This is a genomic window from Thermus arciformis (assembly GCF_900102145.1).
Taxonomy (GTDB): Bacteria; Deinococcota; Deinococci; order Deinococcales; family Thermaceae; genus Thermus; species Thermus arciformis.
The window spans coordinates 25,926-45,507 of sequence record NZ_FNBC01000004.1 but is presented as its reverse complement, the minus strand read 5'-3'; the positions used below and the strand labels follow the sequence as shown (position 1 = coordinate 45,507).

At 68.5% G+C, this 19,582-nt stretch carries 19 protein-coding genes; 7 read left to right on the top strand and 12 right to left on the bottom strand.

Annotation, left to right across the window (positions count from 1 at the left end):
• Positions 1–2: 2 nt before the first annotated feature.
• Positions 3–1,649 (top strand): glutamine--tRNA ligase/YqeY domain fusion protein, encoded by a 1,647-nt coding sequence (locus tag BLP62_RS02530; protein ID WP_093005541.1) that lies wholly within the window; start codon positions 3–5, stop codon positions 1,647–1,649.
• Here BLP62_RS02530 and BLP62_RS02525 read toward each other — a convergent pair.
• The gene (locus tag BLP62_RS02525; RefSeq protein WP_093005539.1) at positions 1,646–2,074 is read right to left on the bottom strand and encodes a hypothetical protein; all 429 of its coding nucleotides are present in this window, start codon (positions 2,072–2,074) and stop codon (positions 1,646–1,648) included. The two genes, BLP62_RS02530 and BLP62_RS02525, sit on opposite strands and share 4 nt — an antisense overlap.
• On the bottom strand, positions 2,067–2,378 hold the full coding sequence (locus BLP62_RS02520) for a DUF3234 domain-containing protein (protein WP_093005537.1): 312 nt from the start codon (positions 2,376–2,378) through the stop codon (positions 2,067–2,069). The genes BLP62_RS02525 and BLP62_RS02520 overlap by 8 nt, the downstream gene beginning before the upstream one ends.
• Before the next feature lie 17 nt (positions 2,379–2,395).
• On the opposite strand from BLP62_RS02520, the gene BLP62_RS02515 reads away from it, so the two are divergent.
• Positions 2,396–3,103 carry a TlyA family RNA methyltransferase gene (locus BLP62_RS02515; protein ID WP_093005535.1) on the top strand — a complete coding sequence of 236 codons (708 nt, stop codon included), beginning with the start codon at positions 2,396–2,398 and terminating at the stop codon, positions 3,101–3,103.
• Here BLP62_RS02515 and BLP62_RS02510 read toward each other — a convergent pair.
• The 3 genes from BLP62_RS02510 to BLP62_RS02495 form a co-directional block, all read right to left on the bottom strand.
• Positions 3,090–4,085: an aspartate-semialdehyde dehydrogenase gene (locus BLP62_RS02510; protein ID WP_093005533.1), complete on the bottom strand. Its 996-nt coding sequence runs from the start codon at positions 4,083–4,085 to the stop codon at positions 3,090–3,092. The genes BLP62_RS02515 and BLP62_RS02510 overlap by 14 nt on opposite strands.
• The gene (locus BLP62_RS02505; RefSeq protein WP_011172631.1) at positions 4,082–4,318 is read right to left on the bottom strand and encodes a hypothetical protein; all 237 of its coding nucleotides are present in this window, start codon (positions 4,316–4,318) and stop codon (positions 4,082–4,084) included. Before BLP62_RS02505 ends, BLP62_RS02510 begins: the two co-directional genes overlap by 4 nt.
• Positions 4,319–4,498: 180 nt before the next feature.
• Positions 4,499–6,019: a glycine--tRNA ligase gene (locus BLP62_RS02495; protein WP_093005529.1), complete on the bottom strand. Its 1,521-nt coding sequence runs from the start codon at positions 6,017–6,019 to the stop codon at positions 4,499–4,501.
• 125 nt (positions 6,020–6,144) lie between these two features.
• On the opposite strand from BLP62_RS02495, the gene BLP62_RS02490 reads away from it, so the two are divergent.
• Genes BLP62_RS02490 through BLP62_RS02480 form a run of 3 tightly spaced genes read left to right on the top strand, consistent with a single transcriptional unit; the run spans position 6,145 to position 10,644 of the window.
• Positions 6,145–8,349 carry an ATP-dependent Clp protease ATP-binding subunit gene (locus tag BLP62_RS02490; protein WP_093005527.1) on the top strand — a complete coding sequence of 735 codons (2,205 nt, stop codon included), beginning with the start codon at positions 6,145–6,147 and terminating at the stop codon, positions 8,347–8,349.
• Between the two features lie 13 nt (positions 8,350–8,362).
• A complete protein-coding gene (gene radA / locus BLP62_RS02485; RefSeq protein ID WP_093005525.1) occupies positions 8,363–9,640 on the top strand; it encodes a DNA repair protein RadA in 1,278 nt (425 codons plus the stop codon).
• Positions 9,637–10,644, top strand: coding sequence for a PIN/TRAM domain-containing protein (locus BLP62_RS02480; RefSeq protein ID WP_093005523.1), 1,008 nt, complete (start codon positions 9,637–9,639; stop codon positions 10,642–10,644). The genes radA and BLP62_RS02480 overlap by 4 nt, the downstream gene beginning before the upstream one ends.
• Here the strand turns inward: BLP62_RS02480 and BLP62_RS02475 are convergent.
• Complete coding sequence (locus BLP62_RS02475; protein ID WP_093005521.1) at positions 10,631–11,224, bottom strand: hypothetical protein; 594 nt, start codon at positions 11,222–11,224, stop codon at positions 10,631–10,633. The genes BLP62_RS02480 and BLP62_RS02475 overlap by 14 nt on opposite strands.
• A gap of 93 nt (positions 11,225–11,317) precedes the next feature.
• Here BLP62_RS02475 and sucC point away from each other — a divergent pair, with 93 nt between their 5' ends.
• Complete coding sequence (gene sucC / locus BLP62_RS02470) at positions 11,318–12,454, top strand: ADP-forming succinate--CoA ligase subunit beta (RefSeq protein WP_420918347.1); 1,137 nt, start codon at positions 11,318–11,320, stop codon at positions 12,452–12,454.
• The gene (sucD, locus tag BLP62_RS02465) at positions 12,451–13,317 is read left to right on the top strand and encodes a succinate--CoA ligase subunit alpha (protein ID WP_093005517.1); all 867 of its coding nucleotides are present in this window, start codon (positions 12,451–12,453) and stop codon (positions 13,315–13,317) included. Before sucC ends, sucD begins: the two co-directional genes overlap by 4 nt.
• Positions 13,318–13,359: 42 nt before the next feature.
• Here sucD and malQ read toward each other — a convergent pair whose 3' ends face one another.
• The 6 genes from malQ to BLP62_RS02435 form a co-directional block, all read right to left on the bottom strand.
• The gene (malQ, locus tag BLP62_RS02460; RefSeq protein ID WP_093005515.1) at positions 13,360–14,862 is read right to left on the bottom strand and encodes a 4-alpha-glucanotransferase; all 1,503 of its coding nucleotides are present in this window, start codon (positions 14,860–14,862) and stop codon (positions 13,360–13,362) included.
• A gap of 64 nt (positions 14,863–14,926) precedes the next feature.
• The gene (locus BLP62_RS13685; protein ID WP_093005513.1) at positions 14,927–15,340 is read right to left on the bottom strand and encodes an ASCH domain-containing protein; all 414 of its coding nucleotides are present in this window, start codon (positions 15,338–15,340) and stop codon (positions 14,927–14,929) included.
• A gap of 77 nt (positions 15,341–15,417) precedes the next feature.
• Positions 15,418–16,290: a 3-hydroxyacyl-CoA dehydrogenase family protein gene (locus BLP62_RS02450; protein WP_093005676.1), complete on the bottom strand. Its 873-nt coding sequence runs from the start codon at positions 16,288–16,290 to the stop codon at positions 15,418–15,420.
• Positions 16,291–16,310: 20 nt separating this feature from the next.
• Positions 16,311–17,165 carry a DMT family transporter gene (locus tag BLP62_RS02445; protein WP_093005511.1) on the bottom strand — a complete coding sequence of 285 codons (855 nt, stop codon included), beginning with the start codon at positions 17,163–17,165 and terminating at the stop codon, positions 16,311–16,313.
• Positions 17,155–18,375, bottom strand: a complete 1,221-nt coding sequence (locus BLP62_RS02440; RefSeq protein ID WP_093005509.1) for a M16 family metallopeptidase — start codon at positions 18,373–18,375, stop codon at positions 17,155–17,157. The genes BLP62_RS02445 and BLP62_RS02440 overlap by 11 nt, the downstream gene beginning before the upstream one ends.
• Positions 18,368–19,579 (bottom strand): M16 family metallopeptidase, encoded by a 1,212-nt coding sequence (locus tag BLP62_RS02435; RefSeq protein WP_093005674.1) that lies wholly within the window; start codon positions 19,577–19,579, stop codon positions 18,368–18,370. The genes BLP62_RS02440 and BLP62_RS02435 overlap by 8 nt, the downstream gene beginning before the upstream one ends.
• Between the last annotated feature and the right edge of the window lie 3 nt (positions 19,580–19,582).

Below are 19,582 nucleotides of genomic sequence, written 5' to 3'. Positions count from 1 at the left end.
TTATGGGCCTTGTCCCCGAGTGCTTCATCACCGAGATCGTGGAGCGGGACCTCAAGGAGGGGAAGTACGCCAAGCTCGTCACCCGCTTTCCCCCGGAGCCCAACGGCTACCTCCACATCGGCCACGCCCGGAGCCTCGTCTTGAACTTCGGCCTCGCCCTGGACTACGGCGGGGAGTGCAACCTGCGCTTTGACGACACCAACCCCGAGACGGAGAAGGAGGAGTACGCCCGGGCCATTGAGGAGGACGTGGGCTGGCTGGGCTTCCGGCCCACCCGGGTCCTCTACGCCTCGGACTACTTTGAGACCATGTATCAGTGCGCCCTGGTTCTCATTCGGGAGGGCAAGGCCTACGTGGACGACCTCCCCGAGGAGGAGATGAGCGCCCTAAGGGCCCAGGGGAAGCCGAGCCCCTACCGAGAAAGGAGCGTGGAGGAGAACCTGGAGCTCTTTGAGAGGATGCGCCGGGGGGAGTTCCCCACGGGAAGCCGGGTCTTGAGGGCCAAGATTGACCCCGCCCACCCCAACTTCAAGCTCCGCGACCCCGTGCTCTACCGCATCGTCCACGCCCCCCACTACCACGTTGGGGACAAGTGGGTGGTCTACCCCATGTACGACTTCGCCCACCCCCTGGAGGACTTCATAGAGGGGGTCACCCACTCCCTCTGCACCCTGGAGTTTGAGAACAACCGCGCCGTCTACGACTGGGTCATTGAAAACCTCAAGGGGAAGTGCGGGCTTCCCACCTCCCCCAGGCCCCACCAGTACGAGTTCGCCCGGCTGGACCTAAGCCACACCGTGCTCTCCAAGAGGAAGCTCATCAGGCTGGTGGAAGGGGGGTACGTCTCGGGCTGGGACGACCCCAGGCTCCCCACCCTGAGGGGCCTGAGGCGGAGGGGGGTGAGGCCCGAGGCCATCGTGGAGTTCGTGCGCAAGACGGGGATCTCCCGCAACGAGGCCCAGATTGAGATGGACCTCTTTGAGGAGGTGGTGCGGGACGACCTGAACCCCATCGCCCCCAGGGTCTTGGGCGTGGTGGAGCCCCTGAAGGTGGTCCTCACCAACTACGAGGGGGAGGAGTGGCTCGAGGCCCCCTACTGGCCCCGGGACATCCCCAAGGAGGGAAGCCGGCCCCTCCCCTTCTCCCCGGAGCTCTACATTGAGCGCACGGACTTCAGCCTGAACCCCCCTAAAGGTTGGAAGCGCCTCGCCCCGGGGCAGAGGGTGCGCCTGAGGCACGCCTACGTCCTAGAGCTTGAGGACGTGGTGGAGGAAGGGGGCGAGGTGAAGCTCCTGAAGGCCCGCATCGTCCCCGGGACCTTGGGGGCGAACCCCGAGGAAGGCCCGAAGCCCAAGGGGGTGATCCACTGGGTCTCCGCCCGCCACGCCCTGCCCGTGGAGTTTCGGCTTTACAACCGCCTCTTCCTCACCAAGGACCCGGAGGAAGGGGGGGACTTCCTAAAGAACCTGAACCCCGAGGCCCTGGTGGTGAAGCGGGGTTTCCTTGAGCCCAGCGTGGCCCAAGACCCCAAGGACACCCGCTACCAACTGGAGCGCCTGGGCTACTTCTGGCAGGACCCCGTGGACTCGAGGCCCGGCGCCTTGGTGATGAACCGCATCGTCCCCCTGAAGGAGGGGTACAAGGCCTAAAGCCCCACGCTCAGGCCCACCGCCGCCCCCACCCCGAAGCCCTGGGTGGGGGCGAGGTAGTAGGTGGGGTGGATTTCCAGGTAAGCCCCGAGGAGGGGAAGAGGCAGGTTGAGCCAGGTGCCGAGGACCGCCCTGAGCCCCCCTTGGCCCCGCCCGTCCGGAGGGTAGCTCAGGGCGGGGCCCGTGCCGTAGAAGGCCCCGAGGCCCAGGTAGAGGTCCGTGAGGGGAAGCTTCAGGAGGAGGTCCGCCCCTCCCCCCAAGGCCTCGAGGCCCACCCCCCCGTAGGCCCGCCCGTCCAGGAGAAGGGGAAGGAGGGGGAAGCGCACCCCCCCTTGGAGGCCGAAGGGGCTACCCACGCTGAGCTCGGCCCGCTGGGCCACGCCGAAGGCCAAGACCAGAAAAAGGGCCGCCAAAAGCCTACGCACGCCGCACCTCCTCCAGAAGGTCCTTTACCCTAGCCACCTGCGCCCGGTGGGTCCCGGGGCGGTAGTCCACCATGACCGCCTCCACCTGGAGCATCCCGAGGGCCCTCAAGAAGGCCTCCTTCAGGGCCCGGCCCTCCAAGGCGCTCACCCGCATCCCCAGGTGGGGGTGGTGGGCCAGGAAGGCCTCGGCCAGCTCCCGGCTGGTCCAGATGCCGGAAAGCCTCTCCCCCAAGGCCTCCACCACCAGGTGCTCCCCCGGGTCTCCCTCCAAAACGTACCAGGTCCCGGAAAGGTCGGGCGCCACCCCCCCATAATACCCTTGTGCGCCTGGACCGCTACCTGGTGGAACGGGGCCTGGTGGAAAGCCGGGAGAAGGCCAAGCGCCTGATCCAGGAGGGCAAGGTGCGGGTGGGGGGCAAGGTGGTGCAAAAGCCCGCCCACCCCGTGCCCGAAGGGGCCAGGGTGGAGCTCTTGGAGGAGGAGCGCTACGTGGGCCGGGGGGCCTACAAGCTCCTCGGGGCCCTTTCCGCCTTCCCCGTGGCGGTGGAGGGGAAGGTGTGCGCCGACCTCGGGGCGGGCACCGGGGGGTTCACGCAGGTCCTTTTGGAGCGAGGGGCGAGGCGGGTCTACGCCGTGGACGTGGGCAAGGGCCAGCTCCACCCCCGCCTCCGGGAAGACCCCCGGGTGGTGGCCCTGGAGGAAGAGGACGCCCGCACCCTGGTCCTGCCTGAGCCCGTGGACCTCGTGGTGATGGACGTTTCCTTCATCTCCTCCACCCTCCTCCTCCCCAAGGTCTTAGGGCTCCTGCGCCCTGGGGGAGAGGCCCTGGTCCTGGTGAAGCCTCAGTTTGAGCTGGGGCCCAAGGCCCACAAGGGGGTGGTGCGGGAGGAGGCGAAGCGGCGGGAGGCCCTAAGGCGGGTGCGGGAAAAGGCCTTGGCCCTGGGCTTCCAGGCCCTGGGGGAAGCGGAAAGCCCCCTCCCGGGGAAGGAGGGGAACCTGGAGTACTGGCTTTGGCTCAGGCGCCCTTAAGCCACTCCTCGGCGATCTGCACGGCGTTTAGGGCGGCCCCCTTCAGGAGCTGGTCCCCCACCACGAAGAAGTCCAGGCCGTTCTCAAAGGCGAGGCTTTTCCGGATCCTCCCCACCTCCACGTCCCACTTGCCGCTTGCGGTGAGGGGCATGGGGTAGCGCTTGGCCCCGGGCTCGTCCACCACCTCCACCCCCGGGGCCTCCTTGAGGACCTCCCGGGCCGCCTCCGGGGTCACGGGGCGGGCGAACTCCACGCTCACCGCCTCGGCGTGGGCCCTTAAAGTGGGCACCCGCACCGCCGTGGCGCTGATCCTAATGGTGTCGTCCCCGAAGATCTTGTGGGTCTCCCAGACCACCTTCATCTCCTCGCGGGTGTAGCCGTTTTCCTGGAAGGCGTCAATGTGGGGGATGACGTTGAAGGGGAGGGGGTGGGCGAAGGCCTCGGCCTTGGGGGCCTCCCCGTGGAGGAAGCGGTGGGTCTCGGTAAGGAGCTCCTCCATGGCCTTGGCCCCGGCCCCGGAAGCCGCCTGGTAGGTGGCCACGATGACCCGCTTGGCCTGAAAGGCCCGGTGCAGGGGCCAAAGGGCCATGGCCAGGATGGCCGTGGTGCAGTTGGGGTTGGCGATGATCCCCCGGTGCTGGAAGATCTTCTCCCGGTTCACCTCGGGCACCACCAGGGGCACCCAGGGCTCGTAGCGCCAGGCGCTGGAGTTGTCCACCACCAGGGCCCCGCCCTCCGCCCAGACCAAGGCCTTGGCCTTGGAAAGCGCCCCCCCGGCGCTCGCCAGGACGAGGTCTACAGGCAAAGGCCCCTCGGGCAGGGGCTCCACGGGGATCTCCTCGCCCCTAAAAGCGAGGCGCACCCCGGCGGAGCGGGGGGAGGCGTAGAGCCTGAGGTCGCTTAGGGGAAAGTTTCGGGCCTCGAGGACCTTGAGGATCTCCCGCCCCACGGCCCCCGTGGCCCCCACCACGGCCACCCTCATGCGTCCTCCTCTAGAAACTCGGCCTCTTCCCACATGGCGCTCACGTGGCCCACCAGGTGGGTCAAGGCGCCAAAGAGTTCCCGCTCCAGCTCGCGGGAAGGGGCCACCTGCATCTCCTGGTAGAGCGCCCGTGCCCGCTCTACCTCTTCCCAAAGCTCCCGCCAGATCGGCTCGGGGATGCCTAGGACCTCCTGCCTAGGCGCCGTAAGATGCGTTCCCTTCTTCTTTCCCATGACCGGATCTCCCGCTCCCAGTGGGCGATGACGCCCCAGTTGGGTTGAGGTCTAGCTTCCTCTTCCCGGATCTTCCGCCAATGCTCCTCTATGCGCGCCTCCAGCTGAGCCAGAACCTCCTTCCAGTGCTTCCGGTTTTGCGCCACTTCGGGTCCCTCAAAAACGGATCGTTCCTCCAGCTTACCACCTAAGCCTCTCCCGAAGGAAGCCCTCCAGCTCGTCCACGTGAAGCCTGATCTGCTCCATGGTGTCCCGGTCCCGCACCGTGACCGTGTCCTTGAGCTTGGTGGTGCCGTCCTTGCTCTGGCCGATGGTGTCGTAGTCCACGGTGACGGCGAAGGGGGTGCCCACCTCGTCGTGGCGGCGGTAGGCCTTGCCGATGTTGCCCGTGTCCTCGTAGAGGATGCGCCCCAGGCCCAGGGCCTGGAGCCTGGCCTTCAGGCGCTTGGCGTACTCGGTGATCTCCGGACGGTTTTTCACCAGGGGGATCACCGCCACCTTGATGGGGGCGAGCTGGGGCTTGAGCTTGAGGACGATGCGCTCTTCTCCGTTCGGAAGCTCTTCCCGGGTGAAGGCCTCGGCGAGGAGGGCCAAGACCCCCCGGTCCACCCCGGCGGAGGGCTCAATCACGTAGGGGACGAACCACTTCCCCGTCTCGGGGTCGCGGTAGGCGAGGCGCTGGGTGGAGTGCTCGTTCTTCAAGACCTTGGCGGTGATCCCCAGGGCCTCCTGGTCCTTGGTGTGGCTCCCCAGGTCAAAGTCCGTGCGGTTGGCGATGCCCTCGAGCTCTTCCAGGCCGTGGGGGAAGCGGTAGAGGAGGTCCACGGTGGCCTTGGCGTAGTGGGCGAGCTCCTCGGGGGGCTGCTGGTAGGGGACGAGGTTCTCCCGGCTTAGGCCCATCTCCTGCCACCACTTGAGGCGCTCCTCCACCCAGTAGCGGTGCCAGTGCTCGTCCTCCCCGGGGCGGACGAAGTACTCAATCTCCATCTGCTCAAACTCCCGCACCCGGAAGATGAAGTTCCTGGGCGTGATCTCGTTGCGGAAGGCCTTGCCGATCTGGGCGATGCCGAAGGGGAGCTTGCGGCTCGTGGCGTCCAGGACGTTTTTGAAGTTGATGAAGATGCCCTGGGCGGTCTCGGGGCGGAGGTAGGCCAAGGCGGCCTCCTCCTCCACGGGGCCCACGTAGGTCTTGAACATCATGTTGAAGTAGCGGGGCGGGGTCCAGTCCCCGGGCTCCCCGCTTGCGGGGTCCAGGACCCCGGCCGCCGTCATCGCCCCCCCGGCCCTTTCGGGGGCCTGCATCATCGCCTGGACCAGGGCGTGGAGGTTCCCCTCCTCCACCTCCATGGCCCGGTAAAGCCTCTTTAGGACCTCCTCCGGCTGTTCCTTCAGGAGGTGGTCCAGGCGGTAGCGCTTCTTGGTGAGGCGGTTGTCCACCATGGGGTCGGCGAAGGTGGCCTCGTGCCCGGAGTAGTGGAGGACGAGGCGGTGGGTGAGGACGCTGGCGTCCAGGCCCTCCATGTCGTCCCGCTCGTAGACGTTCCGCCGCCACCAGGCCTGCTTGAGGTTGTTCTTGAGCTCCACGCCCAAGGGCCCGTAGTCGTAGGTGCCCTGGAGGCCCCCGTAGATCTCCGAGCCTTGGAAGATGAACCCACGCCGCTTGCAAAGCGCCACCAGTTCGTCCAGGGTTTCCGCAGGCATGCTTCCTCCCCAAAGGGGGCGAGCCCCCCGGTTAGAGGGCATCTTAACCGATGGGGCCTAAGGTGAGCCCGGGCATAAACCCCCAAGGGGAGGGGCCTTAGGCTAGAATAGGTGACGAGGGGAGCATGAACAGGTACGACGATCGCGCCAGGCTGGTTTTCCACTACGCAAGGGAGGAGGGGAGCCGTTTAGGCCACTCCATGATCGGCCCAGAGCACCTCCTCCTGGGCCTGATGCGCGAGGGGGGTACGGCGGCCCGCATCCTCCAGGAGTACGGGGCGAGCCTCGAGGCCATGCGCCGCATGGTGGAGGAGCTGGTGGGCCGGGGCGAGGGGAGCCGCACCGGGGAGCCCCCGGCCATCACCCCGAGGGCCCGGAGGGTAATGGAGCTCGCCAGCGCCGAGGCCCGCAACATGGGGGCTTCTGTCATCGGCACGGAGCACATCCTCCTGGGCATCATCCGCGAGGGGGACGGGATCGCCTACCGCATCCTCAGCCACTTCGCCAAGGACGTGGACGCCATCCGCTGGCGCATCCTGGCCATGGCCGAGGGGCGCGAGCGGGAAAAGCCCGTGAACACCCCCTTCCTGGACGAATACGGCCGCGACCTCACCAAGGAGGCCCGGGAGGGGAAGCTGGACCCGGTGATCGGCCGCCAGGAGGAGATCAACCGGGTGATCCAGATCCTCGCCCGGCGCACCAAGAACAACCCCGTGCTCATCGGCGACCCAGGGGTGGGCAAGACGGCCATCGTGGAGGGCCTGGCCCAGGCCATCGTGGAGGGCCGGGTGCCCCCCATCCTCAAGGGGGCCCGGGTGGTGGCCATTGACCTCGCCGGGGTGGTGGCGGGCACCAAGTACCGGGGGGAGTTTGAGGAGCGCCTGCGCCAGATCATTGAGGAGCTCAAGAACGCCAAGGTCATCGCCTTCATTGACGAGCTCCACACCCTGATCGGGGCCGGGGGGGCCGAGGGCACCCTGGACGCCGCCAACATCCTGAAGCCCGCCCTGGCCCGGGGGGAGATCCAGGTCATCGGGGCCACCACCACCGGGGAGTACCACCGCTACATAGAGAAGGACGCCGCCCTGGAACGGCGCTTCCAGCCGGTGATCGTCCTCGAGCCCTCCCCGGAGGAGACCCTGGAGATCCTCAAGGGCCTCCGCCCCCGGTACGAGGCCCACCACGGGGTGATCATCCCCGACGAGATCCTGGAGCTCTCCGTGAAGATCGGGATCCGCTCCCTTCCCGGGCGCAACTTCCCCGACAAGGCCATTGACCTCATTGACGAGGCGGCCTCGAGGGTGCGCCTGAACGCCTCCTTGGGCCTCCCCGTGGCCGAGGAGGAGGACGGCACCCCCATCGTCACCCGGGAGGACATTGAGGCGGTGGTGGACTCCTGGGGCGGGGTCTACGTGGACGACAAGGACGACGAGAGGCTCATGCACCTGGAGGAGGAGCTGAGGAAGCGGGTGGTGGGCCAGGAGGAGGCCATCCGCGCCCTGGCGAGCGCCCTCCGCCGGGCCCGGGTGGGCCTCGGGGGAAGGACCCGGGTGGCGGCGAGCTTCCTCTTCGTGGGACAAAGCGGCGTGGGCAAGACCCAGCTCGCCAAGGCCCTGGCCGAGGTCCTCTTTGGCTCCGAGCGGGCCCTCATCCGCTTTGATATGTCCGAGTTCCAGGAGCCCCACTCCATCTCCAAGCTCATCGGGGCCCCGCCGGGGTACGTGGGCTACGAGCAGGGGGGCCGCCTCACGGAGGCCGTGCGCCGCCAGCCCTTCAGCGTGGTCCTCCTGGACGAGATTGAGAAGGCCCACCCCGACATCTACAACACCTTCCTCCAGGTGCTGGACGAGGGGCGCCTCACCGACGGCATGGGCCGCACCGTGGACTTCCGCCGGGTCATCCTCATCATGACCTCCAACACCGGCTACAACGTGGGCCCCGCCATCGGCTTCACCTCCAAGGAGGTGGACACGGAGTCCCCCCTCAAGGCCCTTTTCACCCCCGAGTTCCTGGACCGCCTGGACGAGGTCATCCGCTTCCGCCCCCTCACCGAGGAGGAGCTGGTGCAGGTGGCCCGGCTCATGCTGGACGAGATCCAGAAGGAGCTGCGGAGCCGGGACATTGAGGTGGCCTTCGCCCCCGAGGTGGCCCACTTCGTGGTGGCCCAGGCCCCCAAGACGGGAAGCGCCCGGGCCATCCGCGGGGTCATCCGCGAGCGCATTGAAGACCCCCTCTCCCTGGCCCTCCTCAAGAAGCCGGCGGGCCGCCTCTACGTGAGCGTGGAGGACGGGCACCTGGCCTTCCACGAGGCGGAGGAGTTCCTGGTGTAGGTGCGCCCCCGGCGTGAGGCGGCAGGAGAAGGCGAGCTACGTCTGCGTGGAGTGCGGCTACCGCACCCCCAAACCCCTGGGGCGCTGCCCGGGGTGCGGGGCCTGGGGAAGCTTCCAGGAGGCCGCTCCCCAAGCCCGGAAGGAGGCGCCGGGGCCTTCCCCCGCCCTCCTTTCCCTCGCCCAGGTGGACGAAGGGGAGGAGCGGCGCTTCTCCTCGGGGCTTTCCGAGGTGGACCGGGTCCTGGGCGGGGGGTTCGTGCCGGGGGAGGTGGTCCTCCTGGGCGGGGAGCCCGGGGTGGGCAAGAGCACCCTCCTCCTGGAGATGGCCCGGAGGATGCCCCAAAGGGTCTACTACCTGGCGGGGGAGGAGTCCCCAGCCCAGATCAAGCTCCGGGCCCGGCGGCTTGGGGTGAAGGACCTCCTTCTCCTCCGGGAGACGCGCTTAGACTCCCTCCTCCCCTTCCTGGAGGCCTCCCCGCCTGAGGCCCTTTTCGTGGACTCCGTGCAGACCATAGAGGCCGGAGGGAGCCCGGGAAGCCTGGTGGCGGTGCGGGAGGCCACCTCCGCCTTCGTCCGCTTCGCCAAGGAGAGCGGGGCCGCCGTGGTCCTGGTGGGGCACGTGACCAAGGAGGGGGTGGTGGCGGGGCCCAAGAGCGTGGAGCACGCCGTGGACGCCACCCTCTACCTGGAGACCGCCGGGGTCTACCGGGTCCTGAGGAGCGCCAAGAACCGCTTCGGCCCCGTGGGGGAGCTCGGGGTCTTCCGGATGGAAGAAGAGGGGCTTTTGGAGGTGCAAAACCCCTCGGAGGCCTTCCTCCTGGAAAGGCCCCTTGGGGTGCCGGGAAGCGCCATCGCCCTGGCCCTGGCCGGGGAAAGGGCCTTGGCCCTCGAGGTCCAGGCCCTGGCCGCCAAGACCCCCTTCCCCGCCCCCCGCCGGGTGGTCCAGGGGCTGGACGGGAGGCGGGTGGACATGGTCTTGGCGGTGTTGGAAAGGCGGCTCGGCCTGCCCCTCGCCAACCTGGACGTCTACGTGAACCTGGCGGGGGGGCTTAGGGTCTTGGACCCGGGGCTGGACCTGGCCGTGGCCCTGGCGGTGTATTCTGCGGTGGTGGGAAGGCCCTTACCCCAGGACCTGGCGGCCGTGGGCGAGGTGGGGCTTTTGGGGGAGGTGCGGAGCGTCACCGGCCTGGAAAGGCGGCTTAGGGAGGGGAAGCGGGCGGGCTTCGCCCGCTTCCTGCACCCCGGGAACACCAAAAGCCTGGGGGAAGCGGTGGAGCGGTACCTAGGATGACGGGACGCCTTCTCCTCTACCTTCTCTTCGCCTTCTTGGGCTACCAGGGCGCGGTGGCCCTGGAGGGCCTGGGGCTTCTTCCCCGCTCCGCCGGCTTCCTCTCCCTGAACCGGCTCTACCTGGCCGTGGCGGGCTTCCTGGGCGGGGTCCTCCTGGCCCCCAGGCTGGAGGCCCTCTTGGAAAGGGCCCTCGCCCGCGTGCGGGCCCTCCCCCCCGAGGTGCCCGTGGCCCTCACCCTGGGGGCCACCTTGGGCCTCCTCCTCACCGTGCTCCTCACCACCCTCCTCTCCCAGGTGCCGGGCTTCGGCCCCCACCACAGCCTCCTCCTGGCCCTCTTCCTGGCGGGGCTCTTCTCCTACCTGGCCCTGGGGTACAAGGAGTACCTCCGCCCGCCCCAAAAGGAGCGCCGCCCCCAGGGGGGCAAGGTGCTGGACACCAGCGTCCTGGTGGACGGGCGCCTCGCCGAGGTGGCGGCCACGGGCTTTCTGGAAGGCCCCCTCTACGTGCCCCACTTCGTCCTGAAGGAGCTCCAGCACTTCGCCGACAGCCAAGACCCCCTAAGGCGGGCCAAGGGGAGGCGGGGCCTCGAGGCCCTGGAGAGGCTCAAGGAGCACCTGCCCCTGGAGGTGCTGGAGGAGGCCCCCAAGGGGGAGACGGTGGACGAAAAGCTCCTCTTCCTCGCCCGGGAGCTGGGGGCGGCTTTGGTGACGAACGACCTGGCCCTCCTGCAGATGGCCCGGATCTACGGGGTGAAGGCCCTCTCCGTCCAGGCCCTGGCCCAGGCCTTGAGGCCCCAGCTCCAGGTGGGGGACACCCTGAAGCTTTTGGTCCTCAAGGAGGGGAAGGAGCCCCACCAGGGGGTGGGCTACCTGGAGGACGGCTCCATGGTGGTGGTGGACGGGGGGAGCCGCTACCGGGGGCAGGAGATTGAGGTGGTGGTAACCCAGGCCATCCAGACCCAGGTGGGCCGTCTCTTCTTCGCCCGGCCCGCTAGCGAGGCCTAGCCCGCCAGATCAGGTAAAGCCCCAGGGCCACCAAGGCCAGGGGAAAGGCGTAGGCCCATAACTCCCTCAGGGGCTCGAGGGCTAAGGCCAAGGGCACCAACACCCCTAACGCAGGCCACAGGGCCCAGCGGTGGCCCAGGAAGTAAAGGAAACCGAAGGTGAGGGAGAGGCCCAGGAAGAGAAGCCCCCCGGCCTCCACCCTAGGCCACACCGCCTCCGCGAAGGCCACCAGGGCCAAGGTGGTCAAAACCCCTCCCGGGATCACCGCCCACCAGTGCTCGCGATGGAGAAAAAAGACCGCCCAAAAGCCCGCCCCTAGCCCCAGGAAAAAGAGCACCCCGCCTAGGGGACCCTGGAGGAGCAACGCCCCCCCAAGGCCCAAAAGGGCAAATCCGGGGATCAGGGCCCACCAAAGACCCGGGTTCTGCCCGCGGGCCACCAAAAATCCTCCGCCCGCCCCCAAGGCCACGAGGCCTAAAACCGCCTGGCCCACGGCGAACCCCAGAGCCTGCAGGAGGAGCAAAAGGCCCAAAAGGACGAGGGCCGCCCCTAGGGCCAAAGCGCTGTTGCCTTTTTCCACAAAGGCCTCCTTTATTTCCTCACTTTAAGGCCTTAGCCTCCCTGGGACCAGGGTATAATGCCCTTCGGCCTTGGCCGGCCAAGGAGGTGGAGCTTGAACCTGCACGAGTATCAAGCCAAGGAGATCCTGGCCCGCTACGGGGTGCCGGTGCCTCCCGGCAAGGTGGCCTACACCCCGGACGAGGCGAAGAGGATCGCCGAGGAGTTCGGCAAGCGGGTGGTCATCAAGGCCCAGGTCCACGTGGGCGGGAGAGGAAAGGCGGGCGGGGTGAAGCTCGCCGACACCCCCCAGGAGGCCTACGAGAAGGCCCAGGCCATCCTGGGCATGAACATCAAGGGCCTCACCGTGAAGAAGGTCCTGGTGGCCGAGGCGGTGGACATCGCCAAGGAGTACTACGCCGGCCTCATCCTGGACCGGGCCAAGAAGCGGGTGGTCCTGATGCTCTCCAAGGAGGGGGGCGTGGACATTGAGGAGGTGGCCGCGGAGCGCCCCGAGGCCATCCACAAGTTCTGGATTGACCCCCACAAGGGCTTCCGCCCCTTTGAGGCCCGGGAGATGGTGAGGCGGGCGGGGCTCGAGGGCAACCTGAACAAGCTCGCCCAGGTCCTGGTGGCCCTCTACCGGGCCTACGAGGGCGTGGACGCCTCCATCGCCGAGATCAACCCCCTGGTGGTGACCACGGACGGCCAGGTGGTGGCCGCCGACGCCAAGATCGTCCTGGACGACAACGCCCTCTTCCGCCACCCCGACCTGGCCGAGCTCAGGGAGGTGGAGGCCGAGCACCCCCTGGAGGTGGAGGCCAGCAACTACGGCTTCGCCTACGTGAAGCTTGACGGCAACATCGGCATCATCGGCAACGGGGCGGGCCTCGTGATGTACACCCTGGACCTGGTGAACCGGGTGGGGGGCAGGCCCGCCAACTTCCTGGACATCGGCGGCGGGGCCAAGGCCGAGGTGGTCTACAACGCCCTCAAGGTGGTCCTCAAGGACCCCGACGTCAAGGGGGTCTTCATCAACATCTTCGGCGGCATCACCCGGGCGGACGAGGTGGCCAAGGGGGTGATCCGCGCCCTGGAGGAGGGGCTCCTCACCAAGCCCGTGGTGATGCGGGTGGCGGGCACCGCCGAGGAGGAGGCCAAGAAGCTTCTGGAGGGGAAGCCCATCTACATGTACCCCACGTCCATTGAGGCGGCCAAGGCCATCGTGGCCATGGTGGGAGGTGCGGCGTGATCCTGGTGAACCGCGACACCCGGGTCCTGGTCCAGGGCATCACCGGCCGGGAGGGGCAGTTCCACACCCAGCAGATGCTCGCCTACGGCACCAAGATCGTGGCCGGGGTCACCCCGGGCAAAGGGGGAGCGGAGGTCCTAGGGGTCCCCGTCTACGACACGGTGAAGGAGGCGGTGGCGAACCACGAGGTGGACGCCTCCATCATCTTCGTCCCCGCCCCCATGGCCGCGGACGCCGCCCTGGAGGCGGCCCACGCCGGGATCCCCCTCATCGTCCTCATCACCGAGGGCATCCCCACCCTGGACATGGTGAAGGCGGTGGAGGAGATCAAGGCCCTGGGAAGCCGCCTCATCGGGGGGAACTGCCCCGGCATCATCAGCGCCGAGGAGACCAAGATCGGCATCATGCCGGGCCACGTCTTCAAGCGGGGCCGGGTGGGGCTCATCAGCCGCTCCGGCACCCTCACCTACGAGGCCGCGGCCGCCCTTTCCCAGGCGGGCCTCGGCACCACCACCACCGTGGGCATCGGGGGCGACCCCGTCATCGGCACCACCTTCAAGGACCTCCTCCCCCTCTTCAACGAGGACCCGGAGACGGAGGCCGTGGTGCTCATCGGGGAGATCGGCGGCTCTGACGAGGAGGAGGCGGCGGAGTGGGTGAAGGCCCACATGAAGAAGCCCGTGGTGGGCTTCATCGGCGGCCGCTCCGCCCCCAAGGGCAAGCGCATGGGCCACGCCGGGGCCATCATCATGGGCAACGTGGGCACGCCGGAGTCCAAGCTCCGGGCCTTCGCCGAGGCGGGCATCCCCGTGGCCGACACCATTGACGAGATCGTGGAGCTGGTCAAGAAGGCCCTAGGCTAAAGGCCTTTCCAAGCCCCAGGCTGGTCTCCAGCCTGGGGCTTTTTATGCCCGTTCGGTCTCCTCGGCCATGGCCTTAAGCCTCTCCCCGTGCTCCGGGGAAAGCCCTCCCGGAAGGAGCCGCCAGGCCCAGTTGCCCGAGGGCCTTCCCGGGTAGTTCATCCGGGCCTCGCTGCCCAAGGCCAAAACGTCCTGCACCGGGTAGACGGCGAGCCGGGCCGCGGACTTCATCCCCAGGCGCATCAGGGCCCAGGGCACCTCCTCCTCTTCCCGGAAGGTGATCCCCCAGTCCGCCAGGTACCGCGCCATGAAGGCCTTCTCGTGGGGCGTGGCCGTGCGGTACCAGCCCAGGGTGGTGTCGTTGTCGTGGGTGCCGGTGTAGACCACCACCTGCCCGTGGGGAGGGTAGTTGTGGGGGAGGAAGGGGTTTTCCATCCCGTCGTCAAAGGCGAACTGGAGGACCTTCATCCCGGGAAGGGCGAAGCGGTCGCGCAGGGCCTCCACCTCGGGGGTGATGACCCCCAGGTCCTCGGCCAAGATGGGCACCTGGCCGAAAGTTTCCTGGATTTTCTGGAAAAGCTTCTCCCCCGGGGCCTTGACCCAGCGCCCCTCCACCGCCGTGGGGCAGCTTGCGGGGATCTCCCAGTAGGCCTCAAAGCCGCGGAAGTGGTCTATGCGCACCAGGTGGAAGAGCTCCAGAGCCTTTTCCAGGCGGCGGATCCAGAAGGAGAACCCCTCCCGCTCCAGAACGTCCCAGCGGTAGAGGGGGTTGCCCCAGCGCTGGCCCGTCTCCGAGAAGTAGTCGGGGGGCACCCCGGCCACCACCGTGGGGCGGCCCTCCTCGTCCAGGTGAAACCACTCGGGGTGGGCCCAGACCTCGGCGGAGTCCTCGGCCACGAAGATGGGCATGTCCCCGAGGATCCGGATGCCCAACGCCTCGGCCTCGGCCTTCAGGGCCCCCCACTGGCGGAAGAAGAGCCACTGGGTGAAGGCGTGGAAGGCCACCTCCTCGGCCAGGGCGCTTTTCGCCTCCTTCAGGGCCTGCTCTTCCCGTTTCCTCAGGGGAAGGGGCCACCGGTTCCAGGGAAGCCCCCCGTGCGCCCCCTTCAGGGCCATGAAGAGGGCGTAGTCCTCAAGCCACCAGGCCTCCTTTTCCCGGAAGGCGGCGAAGTCCTCCCGCTCCTCCGGGGGGGCCTTTTCCTGGAAGCCCCGGAAGGCCTCCTTAAGCGCGGGCCACTTCCAGGCGTAGAGGAGGCCGTAGTCCACCCGGCCTTGGGGGAAGCCGGGGTCCTCCAGGCGCACGTAGCCCCGCTCTGCGAGGGGCCTGAGGTCTACCAGGTAGGGGTTTCCCGCGAAGGCGCTGAAGGACTGGTAGGGGGAGTCGCCGTAGCCCGTGGGGCCCAAGGGGAGGACCTGCCAGTACCGCCCCCCCGCCTCCCGCAGGAAGCGCAGGAAGTCCCGGGCCTCCTGGCCCAGGACGCCCACGCCGTAGGGGCCGGGGAGGCTCGTGGGGTGGAGAAGGAGGCCGAACGCGCGGGGAAGCTCCATGGCCCCAGTATACCCCCGGGGTATGGAAGAGCTTCCATGTAGGTAGAGGCATCGCCACCCAAACCTAAGCGTCTACCACCTCAAACCATATGGCCCATACCGTGTCCGTGTTGGCGTAGACCATATCCACCAGGAGGTCCAGGAGGTCCGTGCCGGAGTCCTGGCAGGCCCGATCCAGGAGCTCACCGTAGGAAGGCGACGGCAGGCCCTCCTGTTCCGCTGCCATCGTCTCCCACAGGCGCTCGGCCTCCTCGTCCGTGGGAGCCTCCAGCCAGACCCGCACCACCTCCACCTCCCCCGGGATGTGGAGCTCGGCCACCTCCCGGACCACGGCCTCGAGGATGGTCGGCCTGTCCCGCCGCCCGAAGGCCAGGCGCACCCGGTCGCCCGGCTGGAGCTTTGGCCGCTTGAACCTCAGCGTGCAGGTTTTGCGCCCGGAGGCCACGGCCTCCAAGTACTCCCCGCGGAACCTAATCATCGGCGTTGGCATTTCACCTTCTAGTGTAGAAGAAGGCCGCTAAACCTAGCGGCCTTCTAAAAGGGTTGCCTCAGGGTCTAGCCTATCTTGTTCCCTTTCTCGTCGTAGACGTAAAAGCCCCGCCCCGTCTTGCGGCCCAAAAGCCCCGCCTGGACCATGCGGCGAAGGAGGGGAGAAGGCCGGTACTTGTCGTCCCCAAAGCCCCGGTGGAGGACCTCCATGATGGCGAGGCAGGTGTCCAGGCCGATGAAGTCGGCAAGCTCCAAGGGCCCCATGGGGTGGTTCATCCCCAGGCGCATGACGCCGTCAATGGCCTCCTTGGTGGCCACCCCCTCGCGGAGGGCCTCTATGGCCTCGTTGATCATGGGCATGAGGAGGCGGTTGGAGACGAAGCCGGGGTAGTCCTGGACCTCGAGGGGGGTCTTCCCCATGCGCCTCGCCACCTCCACCACCACGTCCCGGGTTTCCTCGGAGGTGAGCTCCCCCCGGATCACCTCCACGAGGGGCATGAGGGGCACGGGGTTGAAAAAGTGCATGCCGATGAAGCGCTCCGGCCGCCCCGAGGAGCGGGCGAGGGCGGTGATGGGGATGGAGCTGGTGTTGCTGGCGAGGATGGCCTCGGGCTTGGCCAGGGCCCCCAGGCGCTCAAAGAGCCTCCGCTTCTCCCCCTCGTCCTCCACGATGGCCTCCACGATGAGGTCGGCGTCTTTGAGGGCCTCGAGGCTTAGGCTCGTCCGGATCCGCCTAAGGGCCTCGTCGTGGGCCTCCTGGGTGATCTTCCCCTTCTCCAGGAACTTGCCCAAAGAGCGCCTTATGGCGGCGAGGCCCCTTTCCAGGAAGCCCTCGGCCACGTCCACCAGGACCACCTCGTAGCCTGCGCTTGCCGCCACCTGGGCGATGCCGCTTCCCATCTGCCCCGCACCCACCACGCCGATCCGCTTGACCTCCATGGCGCTCACCCCGGCCCATTCTACGCCCGGAGGTTCACCAGGAGGACCCCGAGGAGGGCGACCCCCCCGCCCAGGAGGGAAAGGAAGGAGGGCACCTCCCCGAGCCACAGGTAGGCGATGAGGACGGCCAAGGGGGGCGAGAGGTAGAGGAAGGAGGCGAGGCGGGAAGCCGGGGTGCGGGAGAGGGCGTAGGTCCAGGTGAGGTAGGCCAAAGCCCCGGGGAAGACCCCGAGGTAAAGCGCGGCGAGGAGGGCGGGCCTCGGCGCCTCCCTCAAGGCCTCGGGAAGCCCCGGGAGGAAGGCGAAAAGGGGCAGGGTGCCGAGAAGCAGGGTGTAGACGGTCATCTCCTCGCTCCCGTAGCGGCCGAAGAGGGGCTTTTGCAGGACGAAGTAGAAGGAGGTGGAGAGGGCCGCGAGGAGGACGAGAAGCGCCCCGGGGCTAAGCCCCACCCCTCCCCCCTCCCCGAAGGCGATGAGGGCGGAGCCCAAAAAGGCGAGGCCGAAGCCCAAAACCCCCCGCCTCCCGAGCCTTTCCCCCAGGAGGAGGTGGGAGAGGAGCGCGGTGAAAACGGGCCCCGTGGCGATGAGGAGGCTTGCGGCCCCCGCGCTCACCGTGAGCTCCCCGTAGACCAGGGCGGTGTGGTAGACGGTGATGCCCAAGAACCCGAGGAGGAAGAGCCGGGGCAGGTCCTCCCGCCTGGGGGGCGGAAGCCCCCGGAGGCGGGCGTAGAGGAGGAGAAGGGCCCCCGCCACCAGGAAGCGCAGGAGGACGAGGTGGCCGGGCTTTAGGCCCCCAAGCCCCGCCCGGATCGCGGCGAAGGCGCTCGCCCAGAAGAGGAGGGTGAGGAGGGCCGCGCCTAAGGCCCTAGGCTCCATGGGGAAGGACCAGGTAGTAAAGCCCCTTCTCCAGGAAGCCCCGCTCCAAAAGGGCGTTCACCTCCCGGGAGGTGACCCTTTGGACCCTAGCCTTCACCTCCTCCAAGGAGAGGTAGCGCCCGGTGTAGAGGTACTCCATCCCCAGGTGGAAAAGCCGCTGCATGGGGGTCTCCCCGGCGAAGACGAGGCCCGTGGCGAGGGGGGTCTTGGCCCGTTCCACCTCCTCCTCCCCCACGCCCTCCCGCCCCAGGCGGGCAAGCTCCTCCTGGAGGACGGCCAGCACCTCCCCCTTGCGGGCGGGGTCCGCCTGAAGGTAGGCGTGGAAGGTCCCGGCCCGGTCGGCCTCCTCGAGGCCGAAGGAGGCCACCTCGGCGAGGCCTTTGTCCACCAGGGCGAAGTGGAGCCGGCCCGAGCCCTCCTCCCCCAGGAGATGGGCCAGGACCTGGCCGGGGAAGCGGGCCTCCTCCTGGTAGGCGACCCCCGGGAAGAGGGCCACCAGGTAGAGGGCCCGGGCCTTCTCGTAGGGGCGCTCCTCCACCCCGAAGACGGGGGCTAGGGGCGGGTAGGCCCTTTCCGCCTCGCCCTCGGGCCAGGCCTCGGTGAGGCGCTCGGCCTCGGCGAGGAGGCGGTCAAAGTCCACCCGCCCCGTGGCGGCGAGGACCATGTTTTTGGGCAGGTAGCGCCTCCTATGGTAGGCCGCCATCCCTTCCCGGGTGAGGGCGGTGATGCTCTCCCGCGTACCCAGGACGCTATTCCCCAAGGGGTGCCCCTGGAAGAAGCGGGCGCGGGCCCACTCGTAGGCCATGAAGCCCGGGCGGTCCTGGTAGCGGGCGATCTCCTCCAGGATCACCCGCTTCTCCGTCTGGAAGTCCTCCTCCCGGAGGGCGGGGCGGAGGAGCTTGGAAAAGAGGCCGAGGAGGTCGTAGGCGAACTCGGGGAGGACCGCCCCGTAGTAGACGGTGGCCTCCTCGGAGGTGAAGGCGTTGTACTGGGCCCCCATCCGGTCAAAGGCCCGGTTCACGGCGAGGGCGTCCATGTCCTCGGGGCCCTTGAAGACCATGTGCTCCAGGAAGTGGCTCACCCCGCTCTCCTCCTCCCTTTCGTCCCGGGCCCCCGTCTTCACGAAGTAGCCTAGGGCCACGCTCCGGGCCCCCGGCACCACCTCGGCGATGACCCGAAGGCCGTTTTTAAGCTCGGCTTCCCTAAACATCCTCCACCTCCCCCAAAAGCCCCACCCAGGGGTCCCGGTAGGGGTGGGTCCTGAGGAACGCGTTCACCGCCTCGAGGCCCGTCCCCTCAATGGCGGCCTCAATCTCGGAAAGGGGGCGCACCCTCCCCAGCATGTAGAGGTCCCGGGCCATGGAGGCGGCGCGGCTCCTGATGGACTCGTCCGCCATCACCAAGGCGGTCTTCAGGCCCACCTTGGCCCGGGAAAGCTCCTCCTCCGTCACCCCCTCGGCCAGGCGCTCCACCTCGGCGCGAAGCACCTCCAGGGTCTCCCCCGCCCGCTCCTTGGTGGTCCCGGCGTAGGCCATGAGGAGGCCCCGGCCCTTGACCCCCGCGGGGAAGGCGCTCACGGCGTAGACCAGGCCCCTTTTCTCCCGCACCTCGGTGAAGAGGCGGCTACTCATCCCCCCGGAGAGGACCTCCAGGGCAAGCCTTGCGGCGTAGAAGCCCGGGTCCTCGGGGCCCACGTCGGGGTAGGCAAGGCCGATCTGCACCTGGGCCGTGGGCCTCCGGAGGACGAAGCGGTGGGGCTCGGAAAGCTCCGGGGCAGGGTAATAGGCCTCCTCCCCCTCCCAGGCGAGGAAGGGCTCGAGGGCGGCGCGAAGCCGCTCCCAGGAAACCCCCCCCGCCACGGCGAGGATGGCCCCTTTGGGGGTGTAGCGCCTCCGGTAGTCCGCCTTCAGGGCCTCGGCCCTCGCCCCCTTCAGGTCCTCCTCCCGGCCCAGGGGCTCGCGCCCGTGGGGGGAGCGGAAGACCTTCCGGCGAAGCTCAGAAAGGAGCTTCCTCGCGGGCTGGTCCTCCAGGGAGAGGAGGGCCTGGAGGGCCACGGACCGCACCGCCTCCAGGCCCTCCTCGGGGAGGCGGGGCCTCGTGAGGAGGAGGGCGTAGAGGCGGAAGACCTCCTCCAGGACCTCGGGGAGGAAGGCGGCGGCGAAGGCGGTGTACTCCAGACCCGCCCCGCTGCTCCGCCGCACCCCGAGGGCGTCTAAGGCCTGGGCCAGGGCCCTCGCGTCCAGGCCCCCCGCCCCCTTCCAGAGCCACCCCTCGAGGAGGGCGGCCGCCCCCTCCATCCCCTCGGGGTCGTTCACCGCCCCGGCGGGGACCAGAAGCTGGAAGGCGACCCCGGGGAAGTCCCGCTCCTCCAGGGCCACCACCAGGCCGTTGGGTAGGCGCTCCACGCGGCTCACAGG